General features: G+C 34.3%; 16 protein-coding genes. 12 read left to right on the forward strand and 4 right to left on the reverse strand.

The genetic code is table 11. The features are described from left to right. Nucleotides 1–7: 7 nt before the first annotated feature. Nucleotides 8–1,411 (reverse strand): FIST signal transduction protein, encoded by a 1,404-nt coding sequence (locus tag MMARC5_RS01460; protein WP_011868059.1) that lies wholly within the window; start codon nucleotides 1,409–1,411, stop codon nucleotides 8–10. A 223-nt stretch (nucleotides 1,412–1,634) separates the two neighbouring features. On the opposite strand from MMARC5_RS01460, the gene MMARC5_RS01465 reads away from it, so the two are divergent. The 8 genes from MMARC5_RS01465 to MMARC5_RS01505 all read left to right on the forward strand — a co-directional run bounded on the left by MMARC5_RS01465 (nucleotide 1,635) and on the right by MMARC5_RS01505 (nucleotide 10,027). Further along, complete coding sequence (locus tag MMARC5_RS01465; RefSeq protein ID WP_011868060.1) at nucleotides 1,635–1,994, forward strand: response regulator transcription factor; 360 nt, start codon at nucleotides 1,635–1,637, stop codon at nucleotides 1,992–1,994. A 24-nt stretch (nucleotides 1,995–2,018) separates the two neighbouring features. Then, on the forward strand, nucleotides 2,019–3,938 hold the full coding sequence (locus tag MMARC5_RS01470) for a cache domain-containing protein (protein WP_011868061.1): 1,920 nt from the start codon (nucleotides 2,019–2,021) through the stop codon (nucleotides 3,936–3,938). Between the two features lie 212 nt (nucleotides 3,939–4,150). Further along, the gene (locus MMARC5_RS01475; protein WP_011868062.1) at nucleotides 4,151–4,396 is read left to right on the forward strand and encodes a selenium-binding protein; all 246 of its coding nucleotides are present in this window, start codon (nucleotides 4,151–4,153) and stop codon (nucleotides 4,394–4,396) included. A 235-nt stretch (nucleotides 4,397–4,631) separates the two neighbouring features. Continuing rightward, on the forward strand, nucleotides 4,632–5,456 hold the full coding sequence (locus MMARC5_RS01480; protein WP_011868063.1) for a formate/nitrite transporter family protein: 825 nt from the start codon (nucleotides 4,632–4,634) through the stop codon (nucleotides 5,454–5,456). Nucleotides 5,457–5,493: 37 nt separating this feature from the next. Then, nucleotides 5,494–6,027, forward strand: a complete 534-nt coding sequence (locus MMARC5_RS01485) for a hypothetical protein (RefSeq protein ID WP_011868064.1) — start codon at nucleotides 5,494–5,496, stop codon at nucleotides 6,025–6,027. Between the two features lie 20 nt (nucleotides 6,028–6,047). Further along, a complete protein-coding gene (locus tag MMARC5_RS01490; protein ID WP_011868065.1) occupies nucleotides 6,048–6,500 on the forward strand; it encodes a beta-class carbonic anhydrase in 453 nt (150 codons plus the stop codon). A 303-nt stretch (nucleotides 6,501–6,803) separates the two neighbouring features. Continuing rightward, nucleotides 6,804–8,828: a formate dehydrogenase H subunit alpha, selenocysteine-containing gene (locus MMARC5_RS01500; RefSeq protein ID WP_011868066.1), complete on the forward strand. Its 2,025-nt coding sequence runs from the start codon at nucleotides 6,804–6,806 to the stop codon at nucleotides 8,826–8,828. 35 nt (nucleotides 8,829–8,863) lie between these two features. Beyond that, nucleotides 8,864–10,027, forward strand: a complete 1,164-nt coding sequence (locus MMARC5_RS01505) for a Coenzyme F420 hydrogenase/dehydrogenase, beta subunit C-terminal domain (protein ID WP_011868067.1) — start codon at nucleotides 8,864–8,866, stop codon at nucleotides 10,025–10,027. A gap of 5 nt (nucleotides 10,028–10,032) precedes the next feature. On the opposite strand, the gene pfkC is transcribed toward MMARC5_RS01505, so the two are convergent. The 3 genes from pfkC to MMARC5_RS01520 are packed head-to-tail and all read right to left on the reverse strand — an operon-like array spanning nucleotide 10,033 to nucleotide 14,356. Continuing rightward, entirely contained in the window at nucleotides 10,033–11,421 is a 1,389-nt protein-coding gene (pfkC, locus tag MMARC5_RS01510) for an ADP-specific phosphofructokinase (protein WP_011868068.1), read from the reverse strand. Between the two features lie 19 nt (nucleotides 11,422–11,440). After that, nucleotides 11,441–12,757: a glucose-6-phosphate isomerase gene (gene pgi, locus MMARC5_RS01515; protein ID WP_011868069.1), complete on the reverse strand. Its 1,317-nt coding sequence runs from the start codon at nucleotides 12,755–12,757 to the stop codon at nucleotides 11,441–11,443. Between the two features lie 27 nt (nucleotides 12,758–12,784). Continuing rightward, nucleotides 12,785–14,356, reverse strand: coding sequence for a glycogen synthase (locus tag MMARC5_RS01520; RefSeq protein WP_011868070.1), 1,572 nt, complete (start codon nucleotides 14,354–14,356; stop codon nucleotides 12,785–12,787). A 104-nt stretch (nucleotides 14,357–14,460) separates the two neighbouring features. Here MMARC5_RS01520 and MMARC5_RS01525 point away from each other — a divergent pair, with 104 nt between their 5' ends. From MMARC5_RS01525 to engB, 4 genes are all read left to right on the forward strand, one after another. Continuing rightward, nucleotides 14,461–15,657, forward strand: coding sequence for a glycosyltransferase family 4 protein (locus tag MMARC5_RS01525; RefSeq protein ID WP_011868071.1), 1,197 nt, complete (start codon nucleotides 14,461–14,463; stop codon nucleotides 15,655–15,657). Between the two features lie 74 nt (nucleotides 15,658–15,731). Next, a complete protein-coding gene (locus MMARC5_RS01530) occupies nucleotides 15,732–17,597 on the forward strand; it encodes a glycoside hydrolase family 15 protein (RefSeq protein ID WP_011868072.1) in 1,866 nt (621 codons plus the stop codon). Nucleotides 17,598–17,663: 66 nt separating this feature from the next. Further along, nucleotides 17,664–18,887, forward strand: coding sequence for a glycoside hydrolase family 57 protein (locus tag MMARC5_RS01535; protein ID WP_011868073.1), 1,224 nt, complete (start codon nucleotides 17,664–17,666; stop codon nucleotides 18,885–18,887). Nucleotides 18,888–18,899: 12 nt separating this feature from the next. Continuing rightward, nucleotides 18,900–19,583: a GTP-binding protein EngB gene (gene engB, locus MMARC5_RS01540; RefSeq protein WP_011868074.1), complete on the forward strand. Its 684-nt coding sequence runs from the start codon at nucleotides 18,900–18,902 to the stop codon at nucleotides 19,581–19,583. Nucleotides 19,584–19,625 lie beyond the last annotated feature (42 nt).

Genomic DNA, 19,625 nt, shown 5'->3' on the forward strand with positions numbered 1-19,625 from the left:
TTTTTAATTAAAATTCGAATTTAAGCAGTAGTTTTCCAAAATCTGTTATAGTAATAACTGCCTGATCTTTTTCGATAAATCCATATTTTAAGAGCGGATCGATCCTATCGTATGCGGATCTTCTATGAATTCCAAGCGCTTTTGCAAGTTCTTCAACTTTTACGGAACCTCCAAGCTCATGGATTTTTAAAAGTGTTTCTTTTGTTGCAGGGTGTTTTGTAAACATGTGAATTCCTTCTTTAGCACTTATTGTAACTAAATCTGGTGCAAAAGAACACATGCTCATTGAATAGTTTCCGTATTTTCTAAAAGAAATTTCTCCAAACGTTGAACTTCCAAAAAATGGATTTACGTCTGAATTTTCAATTAGTTTTCCAATTTTTTCAGGATCAATCTCTGACAAGAATGATGAAATATTGCAAAATGTGAATGCAGGATCGTAATGTGGTTGAGTATTTTTTAAAACATTAGTATTCGTTTCAAATATATGTTTTAACTCGTTTTTATCAATATTTTCTATTTTCAATTCATTTGAATTGCTTATATTCGATCCAGTAATTAATTTCTTGTTTTTAATTGCTATCGGACCTTTAAAGTGGATATCTCCTGCTGTATCTAAAATACCTAATGGATGAGATAAATAAAATTCTGGATCTTTTTCAAGCTCTTTTTCAGAACCTTCGTATCCTGAAATTTCAATATATCTTTTTACTGCCGAAACCTTGCCTATTTCTTCAATGGAACGTTTTTCTGATTTAGTAATTAAATTTTCTAATTTTCCCTGATTTTCGTTATACTCGTAGTTATTATATGAAATTTTGGGCACTATATCTCCGCCAAATGCGACACAAACGATACTGTCTAGATAAACATCGTTTCCATATTGGTATGTATGTTCAAATTCGAAATTATCTGAAGAAACTCCTCCAAAAACAGGTATCGTGACACCGAGTTCTTCAACAACTCCTTTTAAAACCTGTTCTTCGCATTTGCAAAAATCCATTATTACATAAAGCAGCTTTGGAAGCATTCCGAGGTTTTCAACTGCATCTTTAACTGCTTTTTTTCCAGATTCTTTTGGATTTATCGAAATTCCAAGTCCAACCCCCATTCCAGTACTGAAGTATTTTGAACCCAAAATTCCAATTGAAACGCCGTTTTCTAAAAATTTATTTCCACAAACTTGAAATTTTGAACTTCCACCAACTATCTGGACAGTATTTCCAAGTATTAATTTAACACCATTAAGCACTTCTTCAGGATCGTAATCTGGAGAAGAATACAAAAATACAATATTGGGCTTTTCCGAATACTTTTTCATCATTTTCAAAGCATCGGATGCAGCATGTGCACCAGCCTTTAAAGAATTTTTATCTGTTGAAGTACCATACCCGAATTCGATAAATTCCACAATAACACCAGTATTTAGATTAAATAATAATTTTAAAGTACCAGTAATTTAAATAACAATATAAATGTGCTTCGTAATCTATAAATATTATATGGTCATAGTTTTTTTTTGCTTAGTATATGAGGTCATATTTATATATTTGATGTGTGCTCTGAGTACCACAAACCCATCTTTTTTAAATTAAAGATAATTACAATGATTTAACCCCAATTAGGTGTGCATAATGAAAAAAATTTTAGTAGTTGAAGACGAAGAAGATATACTAAATTTAGTTAAAATTATTTTAGAAATTAACAATTATGATGTTATTGTGGCCCATGATGGATATCAAGGTCTCGAACAGATTAAAGAAAATCCTGATCTGATAATACTTGATATTATGATGCCAGGAATGACGGGTTGGGAGTTTTTAGATAAAATTAGACAAGATGGTTTTGATATTCCGGTAATTGTGTTGACTGCAAATGCTCAAATGAGTACTCTTGAAACTGCAATTGATAAAAAAGTTGATGATTGCATTGTTAAACCTTTTGATAGGGAAGATTTGATGGAAAAAGTTAGCACCATACTTAATAAAAATTAATTTACATAGGGCTAGGGGATTAAAATGAACACTATACCACCTATTAAACGATTAGGAACTAAATTGATAATTTATTCCATAATCACGGCATTGATTCCAATAGTAATGCTTGGTGCAGTATCCACCGATACAATAAACACTGAGATGACAAAACAAGCACAGGAAAAGATAAATGACGATTTAAACACTGCAGAAAGTGTGGTAAATCTTAAATTGGATAAAATATCTGCAATGAACAGATATATTGTTTTAAATGAAAATACTGTTGATATTTTAAAGAATAAGGATATTTCTGAACTAAAGAATCTGGCACTATCCTACAAAGATGCATCAGATCCTGATTTCGTAGTTTTTTTCGATAACACTGGACAAGTAATTGCAAGATCAAATTCTGATGTAAGTGGGGATATATCTTATGATAATCTTTTTAAAAAGGTGGTAAATAGTACAGGGTATACCTCGATAGAAGTTCTCGATAAAGAAGCCATAAAATACGAAGATGTCGATGAAGTTGTAAATATTGATATAAAAGGAACGGAAGATTCAATAGATTCAACAGACAGTGTTCAGGATAGTGCAATGGCTTTAATATCCATGGAACCAATTTATGATGAAGATGGAACCTTGCTTGGGGCTGCAATGGCTGTTGATATATTAAATAAGGATTATTCTATAGTGGATACAGTAAAAGATGCTTCAAAAGATGCCACAACAATATTTTTGGACGGTGTTAGAATATCTACCAATGTTCAGGACAATGGTGGAAGGGCCATTGGAACACTAGTTTCAGAAGAGGTTTATAAATATGTTGTTTTAGGTGGGAACACATATTATGGTAGGGCATTTGTGGTAAATGAATGGTATTTAACTGCTTACGAACCAATTTATGATTCAGATGATAAAATTATTGGAATGCTCTTTGTAGGTACGCCTGAAAGTAAATTTTTGGCATTACAGGCAGATGTTAGAAACCAAACCTTTGCAGTAGGATTGATTGGTTTATTCATTGCTTTACTTGTATCTTACCTAATAAACCGTGGAATAATAAAGCCACTCGAACAGTTGAAACAGGGTGCTGAGCGTTTAAGTAATGGTAGATATGACCAAAAGGTTATTGTTGATTCAGATGATGAGTTTGGGGAACTTGCGAAAGCTTTTAACAAAATGGCAACTCAAATTAATATTTCCGACGAAAAACTAAAAAAACACGCAGAAGAATTGAAAGCATCATACAATGAATTAAAAGAACTCGATAATTTAAAATCAGAGTTAATTGCAATCGTTTCACATGAATTGAGGACACCTCTTACTTCCATAAAAGGTTACGTTGAACTAGTTCTTGATGGAACGATGGGTGCAATAAATGACTCGCAAAGAAAATGTTTACAAGTCGCAGATGATAATATAGTGCGACTTAGGAGATTAATCGAGAGCATGCTTGATCTTTCAAAGATAGAGCGTGGAGAACTTGAAATGTATCGGGAAAAAGTGAATATCTGCGAAATCGTAGGCGATGTTATTCAATATTTAAAGCCACTCGCAACAGAAAAAAATATTAAATTAAATAAGAACGTTGAAAAGATCACGCTAGAAGCCGATAAAGATAGAATTACTCAAGTTCTCACTAATTTGATAGAAAATGCGATAAAATTCAGCCCTGCAAATGAATCTATACTGGTAAACGGGACTTTAGAAGACGAAGGTCTGCACTTAAAAGTAACGGATCATGGAGCAGGTATTCCTAAAAAAGATATGGAAAAAGTATTTGATAGGTTTTATCAGGTTGATTCATCAACAAAACGGAAAAAAGGCGGATCTGGACTGGGGCTTGCAGTCTGCAAGAGTATTGTTGAAGCACATGGTGGTTCAATCTGGGTTGAAAGTGAACTTGGAAAAGGAAGTACTTTCCATATAATACTTCCAATTTCTGTCGAAGGGCAGTAATTATCAATACCAATCTTATTTTAATATATTATTTTTTTAAAAAAGATGTTTTTACAGTTATTTTTAAGTTTAATGGGAACTTATTCTTAAAAATTATCTTACTACATATTTTACAATTTTTATTATTAATATTCAGATAATAAAATATATATATTTTCAATATCAAACTTATAAACGGTTTTGTGGGGCGCGTATATCTAAGAGGTGTCCTTATGGTTTTTGAAGGAAAGTTTATAATTACTACTGCAGACGACATTCCCGGACTTGGTCTGTACTATATGGGCATAGTTTCTGCAGTATCCGATAACGTAGATGCTATCGTTAAAGATTTGGAAGAACAAGTACTTGCTAAAGGAGGCATGGGATTAATTGCTTTTAGAATTACTTGTGCAGACGGTAAATATTTGGGATACGGTACTGCAGTTAAGGCGGACGAAGCTCAGTTTACAATGGCATAATCCTAATTTTTTATTTTTTTAAAGTTAGAAATACTAAAAATTTCAACTACATCAAGTTAACTACTACTACTTAACAAAACTTATTATTTAATTTCTATAAATTACCCTTTTTTTGGACTATAAAGAAGTATTTAATCTTTATGATATCATTCCAATCGATAACTATAATATATAATACATACATATGTGGTGCTAGTACCCCACAAGACCACAATATTCACATGGAGGTAATATCATGGATGTAAACCCACCTGATAAAATGGTGGAACTTGCAGGAAATGCAGGTCAAGTAAAAGGAAACCTTAGTCCAAGCCAACTTCTTGTCAGAGGAGTTATGGGCGGTGCTTACATTGCAATGGGTGGTGGACTCGCTACCGTTGTAGGAACAGGTATAGGTGCAGCAATGGGTGCCGGTTTAGGTAAATTCATGGCAGCCGCAGTATTCCCCGTAGGGCTGATCTTAATTGTCTTAACCGGAATGGAACTAGTTACTGGAGATATGATGTTATTGCCAGTGGCAGTTTTCCAGAAAAAGGCATCATATGCACAGTTGATTAAAGTATGGATTTATGTTTACATTGGTAACCTCATTGGTTCCTTAATATATGCTTCAATGATGGCATTTGGCCCATTGAGATCATTTGACTCAGCAACGGGTGCAGCAAGTGTAAATGCATTTGGTCAAACTGCAATAGGTACTGCCCAAGCTAAAGTTTTACCTTACATGGCAGCAGGATCCGCAGGATGGCTTGCAGCACTCGTTAAGGGTATTGGTTGTAACTGGTTGGTTAACCTTGCAGTTATTGGTTCAATGGCTTCAACAAGTATTCTTGGTAAATTCTTCATGATATGGTTCCCAATCATGGCGTTCGTTGCAACAGGTTTTGAGCACTGTGTGGCAAACATGTACTTTATCCCTGCAGGTATGATGCTAGGTGCAACAGTAACTGTTGTAGATTGGTGGATTTGGAATATAATTCCAGTAACTATTGGAAATATTATTGGTGCAGTGGTATTCGTATCAATGATCTACCAGTTCGCATACGGTAAAAAAATCTAAAGATGAAGAATATTAACTTCATTTTTTTGGTGTTAGAATGCAATTAAACGTATCTTTAAGTGATCTAAAAAGACATGCAAAAACCACGCCTTCAGCATTTATTTCGCTGATAATATGTTTAGTGTTTACTGCATGGTCTCTCTACGTTAGTAGAAACATTTGGATACTAATTATGGCAATTCCATTTATCCTAGGTTTAACTTTAATTCCGATTAAAATTTCCCAGATGAATAAAGAACTATCGGATCAACTCCTCCCCGAATATGTGCATTATGCTGAGGAATATAAAATATCGGAAATAACTAAAGATAACTTAAATCAGAGAGTCAAAGTCATAGGAAAATTGGATAAGGTAGTATATGGGATTTCTACGAAACCTACTATCCGAATTAAGGATGATACTGGGGAAATATTCTCCAACTTAATTTCTCCTGTTCCAGAAGGAATAAAAAAAGGGGATATTATAGAACTCTACGGAGTTGTTGCAAAACACTACAAATTTTTTGGAATAATGGGTATTCCAAACCTTTGGAAACCCAAAATATACGGAATTGGAATCCGAAAAATCTAAGAATACATGGAGGTTATAACTTGGGAGAAAATGCAAAACCAAAGAAGAAACTCGCAATTGTGACCTGCATGGATACTAGACTCGTCAACTTTCTTTCTGAAAAGCTCGGAATAGCTCAAGGTGACGCGAAAGTAATCAAAAACGCAGGAAATATCATAACAGAAGATGTAATCAGGTCTTTAGTAGTTGCAGTATATTTACTGGATGTTGAAGACATTATGATTGTTGGCCATACTGATTGTGGAATGGCAGCTGCAGACTTTGAAATAGTCAAGAAAAAAATGGTAGAGCGAGGTGCAAATCCAAATTTCACCCCTGATTTCGAAGCATGGCTTGGCAGAATGCACTGCGAAGAAACCAATGTTGTCGAAGGTGTTGAACTTTTGAAAAACCACCCTGCATTCCCTAAAGATATCAATATCGATGGATATATAATGGATATTGAAACTGGGGATTTAGTAAAAATAGCCTAAAAGTTTGATGTGGATGATGCCTGAGTGGCGGACACATCCCGTATCTAACCCATTAGAGTTTAACTAGCCAAATTAGCCAAATAGTTCAGATAAAATAGCCTAACTTTATCTGCCTACATTAGCCTACATAAAATACTTAACTATATCTACCATTTTTTATATTTCAATTTATTCATTTAATCTTATCCATTATGTCATAATAAATTATAATAGCACAACTTGATGGTGTGAACCAGTTTTCGGAACACCGTCTTTTTAATCGAACCAAACCTTGCCATTTTATAATTAAAATGGTGATCAAAAATGGAATTAAACTTTATCCATACGATTTGCCCATATTGCGGAACAGGCTGCGGTGTGGACCTCGTAGTAAAGGATGGGACACTTGTTGGGACCAATCCTTTTAAAAGACACCCTGTAAATGAGGGAAAAACCTGTATTAAAGGTAGTTATTGTCACGAATTTGTACACCGTGATGATAGGTTGACAACTCCATTAATCAGAAAAAATGGAGAATTGGTGGAAGCATCATGGGATGAAGCACTCGACCTGATTTCTGGTAAATTACAAAATTATTCCCCTGAAGAAATCGGATTCTTTTCATCTGCAAGATGTACCAATGAAGACAACTATGTATTTCAAAAATTTGCAAGAACAGTAATGAAAACTAATAATGTTGATCACTGTGCGAGACTTTGACACTCGGCAACTGTGGTCGGTTTAGGGCAAGCCTTTGGTTCAGGTGCTATGACAAATTCAATTTCTGATATAGAAGATGCAGACTGTATATTCATAATCGGTTCAAATACGTTTGAACAACACCCTTTGATTGCGAGAAGAGTCGTTCGAGCAAAAGAAAAAGGAACTAAAATAATTGTAATAGATCCAAGATACACGCCAACTGCAAAACAGGCTGATTTGTACTTACAGTTATTACCTGGTACAAATATTGCAGTATTGAATGCAATAATGAATGTTATTGTAAAAGAAAACTTGATCGATGAAGAATTCATCAAAAATAGAACAAAAGGATACGAAGAACTTAAGAAAACGCTTGAAACCTATACTCCTGAGTATGCATCAAAATTATCCGGTGTAGCTCCGGAATTAATTGTCGAAGCTGCTAAAATGTATGGTAGTGCAGGTGCAGCATCGATACTTTACTGTATGGGTATAACGCAATTTACAACTGGTGTAAACAACGTAAAATCTTGCTGTAACTTGGCAATGATTACCGGAAACATCGGAAAACCCGGAACTGGTGTAAATCCATTAAGGGGCCAAAATAACGTTCAGGGAGCATGTGACATGGGTGCACTTCCAAACGTATTCCCTGGATATCAGGCAGTTCCTGCAAACCATGAAAAATATGCGGAAGCATGGAATACCACTGTTGATCCAAATGTCGGTCTTTCGATTCCAGACATGCTTGCAAAAGCTGGAGAACAGGTTAAATGTGTTTACGTAATGGGTGAAAACCCAATGGTCTCAGACCCAGACATTCACCACGTGGAGCATGCGTTAAAAAGTCTTGATTTATTGATAGTTCAGGATATTTTCTTAACAGAAACTGCACAGGTTGCAGATGTAGTTTTACCTGGAGCTTCATGGGCTGAAAAGGATGGAACTTTCTCAAATACTGAAAGAAGAATCCAAAAAATCAATAAAGCAGTAGATTCTCCGGGTGAAGCAATTGCTGACTGGAAAATCGTAAAAATGATTGCCGAAAAGATGGGTCAGGGAGAATTATTCAACTTTGAAACTCCTGAAGAAGTATTCCAAGAAATTGCAAAAGTAACTCCTCAATATGCAGGTGTAACTTACGACAGACTTGGTGTAGATGGACTCCACTGGCCATGCAAAACTTGTGAAGACCCAGGAACTCCGATTCTCCACTGTCAAAAATGTTTAACTCCTGATGGACTTGGAAACATCTTTGCAATAGATTATGCAGATCCAGACGAAATGGCAGATTCAGAATACCCAATGGTTCTTACAACAGGTAGGATCATTTTCCACTACCACACCGGAACAATGACCAGAAGAAGTAAGCACATGGCTGATGAAATAAACGAAGGATTTGTTGAAATTCATCCAGACGATGCTAAAAATATGGGAATTAAAAATAAACAAAAAGTCAAAGTTTCAACCCGTAGGGGCGAAGTTGTTGTAAATGCAAAAGTAACACCAAATATCAAACAAGGTGTCGTATTTATGCCATTCCACTTTGCAGAAACTGCAGCTAACATCTTAACAAATCCTGCTCAGGATCCAAACTGTAAAATCCCAGAATACAAAGTATGTGCTGCAAAAGTGGAGAAAATATAATTTTCCCAAAATCGGGATTTTAAACGAGGGATATCATGAGCAATGAAATGTATTATGTACAGGCTTCTGACCCAGCAATACTCGAAAAAGGAGAATGTGGTGGTGCAGTTACCGCACTATTCAAATATCTTTTAGACAAGGGTATTGTAGATGGTGTTTTAGCTTTGAAAAAAGGTGTCGATGTATATGACGCAATTCCAACGTTTGTTACATCTTCAGAAGATTTGTTGAGTACTGCAGGTTCTCTCCACTGCGCCCCTACAATGTGGGGCGGAATTATAAAAGAATACTTACAAGATGCAAAAATTGCAGTTCCCGTAAAACCTTGTGACATGAGGGCAATTGTTGAACTTGCAAAAAGAGCACAGATTAATCTTGACAATGTCTACATGATTGGATTAAATTGCGGTGGAACGGTTCCTCCAAAAACCGCAATGGAAATGATAAAATTGTTCTACGAAGTAGATCCAAAAGACGTTGTAAAAGAAGAAATCGACAAGGGTAAGTTTATAATCGTAATGAACGACGGATCCCACAAAGAAGTTAAAATGCACGATCTCGAAGACAACGGCTACGGAAGAAGAGTAAACTGTCAGAGATGTGATGAAAAAATCCCAAGAAAAGCAGACATTGCTGCTGGAAACTGGGGTGTAATTGGAGAGGATGCTGGAAAATATACCTTCATGGAGGTATGCACTGAAAAAGGTAAGCAATTACTTGAGGATGCAGAAAAAGATGGATATATTAAGAAAAAATCTCCAAATCCAAAAGGAATTGAAATAAGGGCCAAAGTAGAAAGCTCAATGTTGAAAATGGGCGAAGACTACAAAAACAAATGGTTGGAAGAAGAATATCCAACAATTGAAGAATGGAACAGGCAATGGAATAAATGTATAAAATGCTACGGCTGTAGGGATGTATGTCCAGTATGTTTCTGTAGAGAATGTGCACTTAATGCAGACTACCTCGATTCAGGATCAATACCTCCTAATCCAATAATGTTCCAGGGAGTTAGAATGTCACACATGGCATTTAGCTGTGTAAACTGCGGCCAGTGTGAAGATGTATGTCCTATGGAAATTCCAGTTGCAAGAATATTCCACAAAGTTCAGGAAAAAACAAGAAAAGAGCTTGGATACAGGCCAGGTGTCGATGATGAAGCACCACCTGCTCTTGGAGGCTCATGCCCAACCCAATAAATTATTTACTTTTTTAATTTTTTAAGTTCAGATACATATCCAACGAAAGCACCTGCTGAAATTGTATCTCCAAGTCCAACGGTACTTTTTGGGTTCTCAACGATTCTTGAAGGAACTAAAATAATCCTATAATCCTCTAATTCTTTTTCTTTTGAAAGTTTTTCAACTATCTCTTTTAGGACTTTACCATGTTTGTTATGTGGAATTTCAAGTCCTGTTTTTAAATCATCAATATTTGAAATTTGTCCGAGGGCCGCTTTTGTCGAAGCTAAGATTGTTGCAAATTCGAGAGTTTTTTCTAAAGATTCATCACTTAAAATGCCGCCTTTTTTACAGAGGTACATTATGTAGTACATTGTATGTACTTGCATTCCTTCTAAATTGTACTTTTCAAAAAGTATTTTTGAAGCTTTTACAACATCTTCAATTTTACTGTGTTTTAAAATTCCTTCACTTAAATCTTCATAGCCTAAAACATGGATTATGTTTGCAATTTCAGTTTCATCCATTCCAACACAGTCAACTTCAGGCAAGATCGATTCTGCAATTTTTTTTCTCATTTCAGTGTTTTGGATTGATGCAAATTCAAAATGAACTTTTAAATCTTTATTTTCTTTTTTTAGCGATTTTATATCTTCTTTAACTCGATTTAGGTAATATTCTGCAGTTTTTCCATCAGAATATTCCTCTTTTATCGCCTGAACACCTGAAATTATTGCACAATCAACTAATTTACCAACTTCAGGTAGATGACTTTTCAATTCTTCTTTTATTTCAATTCGCAAATTTTCAGGGCGGGATGCAACGATAAACCTGTTACTTTGCGGAGTTATGATTTTTTCATTCTGTAAATAAAATTCAATATCCTCCTTATACTCAAAAATTCTGTTTATTTTAAGTTCATCGTTTTTAAAAGAGTCAATTGGTTTTTTTAAAACTAATTTTCCATCGATTATATTTGGAAATACTAAATTTTCATTATTTTCAAACATTTCAGCCTGTTTTTTTGCTAAAATCGGTGAATAGAAAATTATTTTTTTTAAATCTAAAATAGAGAGTAAATTTGAGATTATTCCTACCTGGCCGCCCATTCTTTCTTCATTGTAAGTTAAACTGTTTAAAAAAGTATCAATTTCTAAATTATTTTTTAATGGAACTTCTGCAGGTTTTCCAGATTTCATAGCATGAATTAATCTTGCAACAAAATCTATCGGTTTTTCAATTGTTCGAGGATATTCTTCAATTTTTGTAATTATTTCTGAATCACTAAAATTTTCCTTTAATTTTTCAATATCTGACGAATCTGCCAAGTATTTCAATGCATCGACATTTACATTATATGCTAAAAAAATAGATACGTTTGAAAAGTCTTTAACGTGATTAATCAGTTCCATATTTCCCCTCAAAATAAAATTATTTGGATGTTATGGTGTATTTTCCAGTTAGGGATTTGTTTTCAGAATTAACGTTTGAACCCGTTAAACATTCATGAGCTATTTTTTTTCCGTATTCAACCGCAGGTTGATCAAATGCATTAATTCCGTAAAGTTCTCCCGAAATTGCAGTTTGCATTTCATACATCAGGAAAAGTTTTCCCATGGTGATTTCGTTTAATTTTGAAAGTGAAATCTTTACATTTGGGACATTATTATGTGTCATCGAGTTTTCAGTTCCAACCAGTTCTGAACCGATTATTTCTGATAAATTATGGCCTGAAAGATGATGTTCATACTCATACTCAATTTTTAAATCATTTTTATATTTATTTACTTTTAAGAATGTCGCAATTTTATCTTTTGGGCCATCCATATAAAGTTGAAGCTGGGAATGCTGACTCGTTGCACCAACTGCGATAACGGGAGTTTGCCCAAAACCTTTTTTTCCTAAACTTTCAGCCCAGAGTTGCCCATACCACATTCCAAAACTTCTAAGTCTTTCAATGTAGGGCATCATTACAGAAACGGTTTTTCCACGATTATACATAATTTTATGGATTACTGCATTAATTAAGGCAGGGTTTTTAAAAACATCTTCCTTTTTACATGCTTTTTCCATGGATTTAGCGCCTTCAATTAATTTTTCAATATCTACACTAGTACATGAAAGGGGGGCAATTCCAACGGATGAAAGAACAGAAAATCTTCCTCCGACATTTTCTGGAACTTCAAAATGAATATAATTTTCTTTTTCAGTAATTTTTTTAAGTTCTCCGCCGCTAGTTATTGAAACTACATGTTTTCCTAAATCAATATTTTTCTTTTTCATTAAATTCCTGATTATAAAGAAATTAGCAAGAGTTTCAACGGTATTTCCGGATTTACTTATTACAAACACGAGAGTTTTTTCTAAATCAATGTTTGATAAAATATCATGGGTTTTTTCAGGGTCAGAATTGTCCATATAAAATATTCTTGGAATTTCATATCTTGATGAAAAATTTCCAAGTATTCCCGCTTCAGTGGCCCTTAACCCCAAATTTGATCCGCCTATTCCAATAATCAGCATATTTTCAAAATTTTGGGAATGCTCTTTTAATTCATGATATCGATCCAAATTATCAGTTAAAACATCTAAAAATCCTAAGTTTCCGTTTATTTCTTTTTCTTTTAAAATTTCAATGGTTTTAGAAGATTCGTTTTTAAAATATTCTAATTCGTTGACACTAATCCCAAAAGTGCCCAAAGTTTCTTCCATTACATTATCGTATTTGAAGGATAGTTCCCCGTCCATAGTACTCCTCCCAAAGAATAATTATAATTATTTAAAATAGTGTTTATACATGGCCCCGCCAAAAAGGGCTCTGTATCTTTCAGCGCTGTCGTTGTTCTGCCAGCTCAGGTTTTTTTGCACATGATTGTAACAATTTTTAATAATCAAAGATAATGGACTATTTTCTTCATACGGACTTTCTGGGCAGTGAACATGCTTATAATTTATAAAAAGACATGCTTCGTCCAGATTGTAGAATGTCCAGTAGAGGCCGTGTTCAATACCCCATTTAAATCCGTATTTATCATAGTCATTAAATAAAACTCCTGTAGCAATATCAAAATTTGGGTTTTTATGGGGATCGGGATGAATTGAAATTACGGTGTCACTCAATCCGCCAGTATTTCTTGCAATTACGGGGGTTCCGTAAGCCATTGACTCCATCTGGGTTAATCCGCAAGGTTCCCAAAGAGAAGGCACAACAGTCCAGTCGCATCCTGCATATATAATTGGAACTATGGGTGGACAGTGTCCAACTAAGGCTATTATTTTGTTTGGATAGCTTTCTGCAAAATCCTTTATTTTTTCTTCTATTGACTTTTCTCCTTTAGATAGGAGTATAAAATTGGCATTGTTTTCTTCCAAAACTTCTGGCATCGTTTCAAATATTAAATCAAATCCTTTTTGATAAGTTGCCCGACCAACAAATCCAATTAATGGAGTTTTCAACTCTCCTTTAATATTTCCATGTATTTCAATATTGCTTCCAGAAATATTACTTTTATCCATCTCGTTCCAATCATTAATATATTTTTTTAAATTTTCACATTTGCAAAACCATGATTCCTTTATTCGGGGTTTTACTTTCGTTGCGTTTGATATATTGTAATTTTCAATGTAGCAGTAATCTTGTGGATTTAATTGTCCATTACTTAAAATTTTCATTCGTTCGACTATAAACTCTGGAGCGTAACTTTCAGAATCAATTCCATTAATTATTCCATGAAAAGGTTTATCTTTGGATAGATTCTTTAAAAAATCTAAATTTCGTATTTCTTCGGCATGATGTGGACTCACTGTACTAAATGCATCGCTAAAATATATCCCATGCTCTAAAAATGAAAATATATGACCCTTGTATTCAATTATTGGCCCCTTAAATGCTTCGTTATGTATTGTAAGTGCTGTTGGAAGATTTAATTTTTCATGGCATTTTGCAATTGCAAGACCGCACGGCCAATCGTGGCCTGAAACACATTCAATGTTTTCAATGTCTGATAAAAAAGATACAACTAATTCTGCAAAAATTTCGTATTTTATCGGGTCCCAGCTATCAAGCGAATTAATTTTTGGGTTACTAAATGCAAAAATTTCAAAATTGGATCCAGGATGAACTGCTTTTATCACATCAAAGAAGAATTTCGAACCCTGATATTTTATTTCTATTTTTTTTATAACTTCATGAGGCCTTTTTGAAATTTTGTTTTGATGGTCATATGTTATTACAAATACCTCATTTCCTAAATTTTTTAAAAATTTTGGTAAATCCTCTAAAATATCCCCAAGTCCCCCTATTGACGTCAAAGGTGCAATTGTCGGTGTCAATATTGCTATTTTCATAAAAATACCCCTTTTAACATACTCCCGTACTTTTATATGCTAATGAAAATATATGTTTAATGGAGAATATATTAGTTTTTAATCGTTGAAGGGGGCGGATGGAAATGAGGGTGTCCATCGTTACTTGGGAATACCATCCGATAATGGTTGGTGGATTAGCAGTACATTGTAAGGGGTTATCTGAAGCGCTTGTGAGGGCAGGCAACGAAGTTGACGTGATAACGGTAGGTTACGACCTTCCGGAGTATGAAGAGATAAATGGGGTAAATGTTTACCGTGTAAAACCGATTTCACACAATAATTTTTTAACGTGGGCAATGTTCATGGCAAATTCGCTTGAAAAAAAGATAGGTAGTTTGGGTGTTGAAAATTACGATGTTATACACTGCCACGATTGGATGACATCATTTGTAGGTTCAAATTTAAAACACACCGCAAAAAAACCGTACGTTCAATCAGTTCACAGTACTGAACGAGGGAGGTGTGGCGGAATTAATTCTGAAGATTCAAGGGCAATAAATGATGCAGAATGGTGGGGAAGCTATGAATCAAACCAGCTTATCGCAGTAAGTCATTCTACGAAAGATGAAATGTGTTATGGATTTAATACGCCTTGGGAAAAGGTAAATGTTATTTATAATGGGGTTAATCCTTGGGAATTTGATATCGATGGAAATGATGACGAAAAATATAATTTTAGACGAAGTTTTGGGGTAGCTGATCACGAAAACATGATTCTTTTTGTTGGAAGGCTCGCATATCAGAAGGGGGTTGAGCATTTAATAAGGGGATTTCAAAAATTTTTAATTGGGCACCCCAATTCAAAACTGGTAGTTGCAGGAGAAGGGCACATGCAGGGGCATTTGGAACATGTGGCTTGGACGTTAGGCTGCAGGGACAGAGTTATTTTTTTAGGATTTAAAAATGGAAATTTTTTAAAAAAATTATACAAATATGCAGATGCATGTGTTATTCCTTCAGTATACGAACCATTTGGAATCGTGGCTCTTGAAGCAATGGCTGCAGGAACTCCTGTAGTTGCAAGCGATGTTGGTGGATTGAGTGAAATTATAAATCACGAATACAATGGAGTTAAAGTCTACCCTCGAGATGCAGATTCTATTGCATGGGGTCTTGATAGGGTAATTTCGGATTGGGGATTTAGAGAATGGATTACTAAAAATGCAAAGCACGATGCATACACGAAATACAGCTGGGACGCAATCGCAAATCAAACGGTTCAGGTATATAAACGTGCAATTGAAATGATGAAGCAATATATTATTATAAAGCTTGATTAATATATTTAATAAGACTTAATTTTTGAATTTTAGCCTATTTAACTAATTTTTAATAGTTTTTCAGGGTGGGGTTAATGGTTGGAATTATTGGAAATGGGAATATCCTCGCAAAAATAGATGATTCTGGCTCTATCGAATACATGTTTTACCCGAGCCTCGGCTATGAAAAACACATTTTTGACGCTTCTTTTGCAATTTTTAATCACGGCCTTAAGTGGGCATGGGATAATGACTGGGATATTAATCAAAGTTACGTGAAAGACACGAATATTTTGCGAACTACTTATGAATGCAGCGAATTTTTAATGGAATCAAGAGATTATATCCCTATTTCTCACAATATAATTATAAAACAGATTTCAATATCAAATAAAACAGACGAAACTCAGGATTTAAAGCTATTTTTTTATGAAAATTTACGAATGGGGGAAATTCCAAAAGAAAACACGGTTCAATTTATCAAAGACTCCCAGACGATACTAAAATACGATGGAACTTATTCCACATGTATTGCAAGTGATAAAAAAATCGATTCATATCAATGCGGGGTTCGTTCATCAGATAGAAGTGCGTTAATTGATATTTCAAACGGAATTTTAAAAGAATATTCTACTTCATCAGGCCTTATAACTGACAGTGCCATATCCTGGGATTTAAAATTACTTCCTGGCCAAAAACAGTCAGTTTCTGTTTACATAATCATGAACCAGTACAATGGGGATTATCAAAAATTAATGGAAACTATGGCTTCAATCAAGGTTGTTATTGATAACCACGAAGATTTTTACCAGCTTACAAATTCTTACTGGAAAAATTTACTTGAAACAACGATTAGTAAACTTAGTGCAAACGAATTAAATCGGGTGATGATGTGCGAAGATCTATGTAAAAGATCTTTTCTTACCCTATTGCTGTTATGTGATCGTGGAGGGGGAATAATGGCATCTCCTTCACTTTATCCTGATTACAGACATGTCTGGTGTAGGGATGGAGGATACATTGCGGTTGCACTTTCTCTTTGTGGTCAATCTAGTATCTTGGAAAAATATTTTGAATGGTGCAGAAAAACCCAAAATGAAGATGGTTCGTGGGTTCAGAGTTACTATATCAATGGAATTCCACGTTTAACAGCAATGCAGATAGATCAGGTTGGAACTACTCTTTGGGCAGCTTTAATTCATTATCGAAAGAGCGATAATGGGAAATTTTTAAAGAAAAATTGGGCAATGATAAAAAAGGCAGCAGATTATCTTTCAAATGCAGCAATAGCCCTTTATCCGAGCTATGACCTTTGGGAAGAGAAATACGGTGTGTTTACATATACTCTGGGTTCAGTTTATGGGGGACTAAAATCTGCAATAGAAATTGCAAAAATTTTGGAAGAAACCGATGAATCTATTGAAAAATGGCAAAATGCAAGTGATTTTTTAAAAGAAGAGGTTGTTGAAAAAATATATTTAAATGATAAAAATCGCTTTTTAAAGGCGCTGCATCCAAAAGACGAGGCTTTGGATTCAAGCATACTTGGAATAGCGTTTCCATTTAATTTAGTAAATCCTGATGATCCAAAAATGGTTGCAACAGCAGATCAAATAGAGTCTGCATTTAACTATAAAGTCGGTGGAATTGGTAGATACCCAGAAGACGTTTATTTTGGGGGAAACCCCTGGATTATAAACACTTTGTGGCTTTACATGTACTATGAAATGCTTGTTTATTCCCTTTCAAAAAATAAAGCAATTAAAAAAGAAATTTTAGAAAATTACCGTGAAAAATGTTCAGAATTATTTGACTGGGTATGTAAATATACATTTAGTGGTTTGATGCCTGAACAGATACATAAGGATCTGGGTGTTCCAATTTCTGCAATGCCGTTAGGATGGTCGCATGCAATGTTTATAATTGCAATTCACGGAGATTTTGACCTATTAATTCCATAAATTAAGATATATTATATACTATTAAAAACACTATTTTTATGTACTTTAAATCTGTGGGGGATAATTGTGTTGCTGTCTCTTAATTTTGAGGTCCATCAACCAAACAGGCTTAGAAAATCTGTAAATTTAAACAGTGGGGATCTTTGGGGCCGCTATGTTGACGTAGAATTAAACAAAGAAATTTTTAACAAGGTAGCTGATAAGTGCTATATTCCATCAAACATGATAATGCTTGAATTAATCGATAATTACGATATCGAGATATCTTACAGTATTACTGGTGTTTTTTTAGAGCAGGCTCTCGAATTTAATGAAGAAGTCGTTGAATTATTCAGAGATTTAGCAAAAACTGGAAATGTAGAATTTTTAGGTGAAACTTACCACCATTCATTATCGAGTCTTTTTGAAGAACATGAAGAATTTAAAGAAGATATTCTTGAACATAAAAACTTGATAAAAGATCTTTTTGGATACAAAACAACGACTTTTAGAAATACTGAGCTGATTTTTAACAACAAAATTGCAGAAACTATTAAAGACATGGGATTTAACGGAATGTTTACTGAAGGCGCTAACCGTATTTTAGATTGGAGGTCACCAAATTACGTTTATAGTTCTTTATGTGGATTAAATGTACTTCTTAGAAATTACAATTTAAGCGATGATATTGGTTTTAGATTTTCATCAAGGAATTGGAAAGAATACCCGCTAATGGCTGATAAATATGCAAAATGGGTTTCAAATACTCCGGGAGACTGTATAAATTTATACATGGACTATGAAACGTTTGGAGAGCACCAGTGGTATGATACAGGAATTTTTGAATTTTTAAGGCACCTTCCAAAAGAACTGGATAACCACAACCACATTGAATATGCAACGCCTTCTGAAATTCTTGAACTTTGTAAACCAAAAGATACTATCGATGTTTTTGAATTTTCAACTCTTTCATGGGCAGATTCAGAAAGAGACATTAGTGCATGGCTTGGAAGTAAAATGCAGCAGTTATCATTCCAGAAATTAAAAGAAATAAGGGGATACCTAAACCAGTACTTACAGCAATTTGATGAAAAAGAGCGAAAAGAGTTAATAGAATATAAAATCTATAAGAACATGCAGACTAGTGATAATTTTTACTATATGTGCACGAAAGGTTTTAATGATATGGATGTACACTCTTATTTCAGCCATTTTTCAACACCTTTTGACGCCTATGCAGCATATCTGGACACATATTATGATTTTAAGAATCATCTAGTTTTAAAATTACTTTCAACATATTTTAAATAATCAAGTGATATTATGCAGTACGAAAACACGAACAATGAAAATAACAATATTGGCACACAAGATATTCAAAAATTTAAAAAATATATTCGAACCGAAAAGAAAGCAGATGAGCGACCGAAAGTAATTGTAATGGGCCGTTCAAATGTCGGAAAATCTACTTTTGTAAAAATTGTAACTGGAAAGAATGTGCGGGTTGGTAAAAAGCCTGGAGTTACACTAAAAATTACTGAGTATGATATGGGAACGTATATTTTGGTAGACCTTCCGGGTTTTGGATTCATGGAGGGAATTGAAAAAAAAGCGCAGGAAAAAATTAAAGATCAGATCATAGACTATGTTGAAGACAATAAAAATACAATTGCCGCATCAATTCACATACTGGATGCTAAATCTTTCATGGATATAGTTGAGAGGTGGGACAACAAAGGAGAAGTTCCAATTGATCTTGAAATGGCTGATTTTTTAGAGGAACTTGAATTAAACCCCATATTTGTTGTAAATAAAATGGATAAAATAAAAAATTCAGAATGGGATAACCACCTTGACAGAGTTTCTGAAACACTTGGATTTTTACCCCCTTGGAGACAGTGGCTTGATAATTTTGTTCCAGCAATAACGAGGGATAATTACGGAATTGATGGAATAAAACACAGAATAAATAAAAGAATAAATGGCTTTAAAAAATCAAAGAAGTAAAGACCTTTTTTAAATTTTTTAGCACGTTTTGCTTTAAGAAAT

The organism is Methanococcus maripaludis C5 (assembly GCF_000016125.1).
In the GTDB taxonomy this organism is placed as follows: domain Archaea; phylum AGJL01; class Methanococci; order Methanococcales; family Methanococcaceae; genus Methanococcus; species Methanococcus maripaludis_D.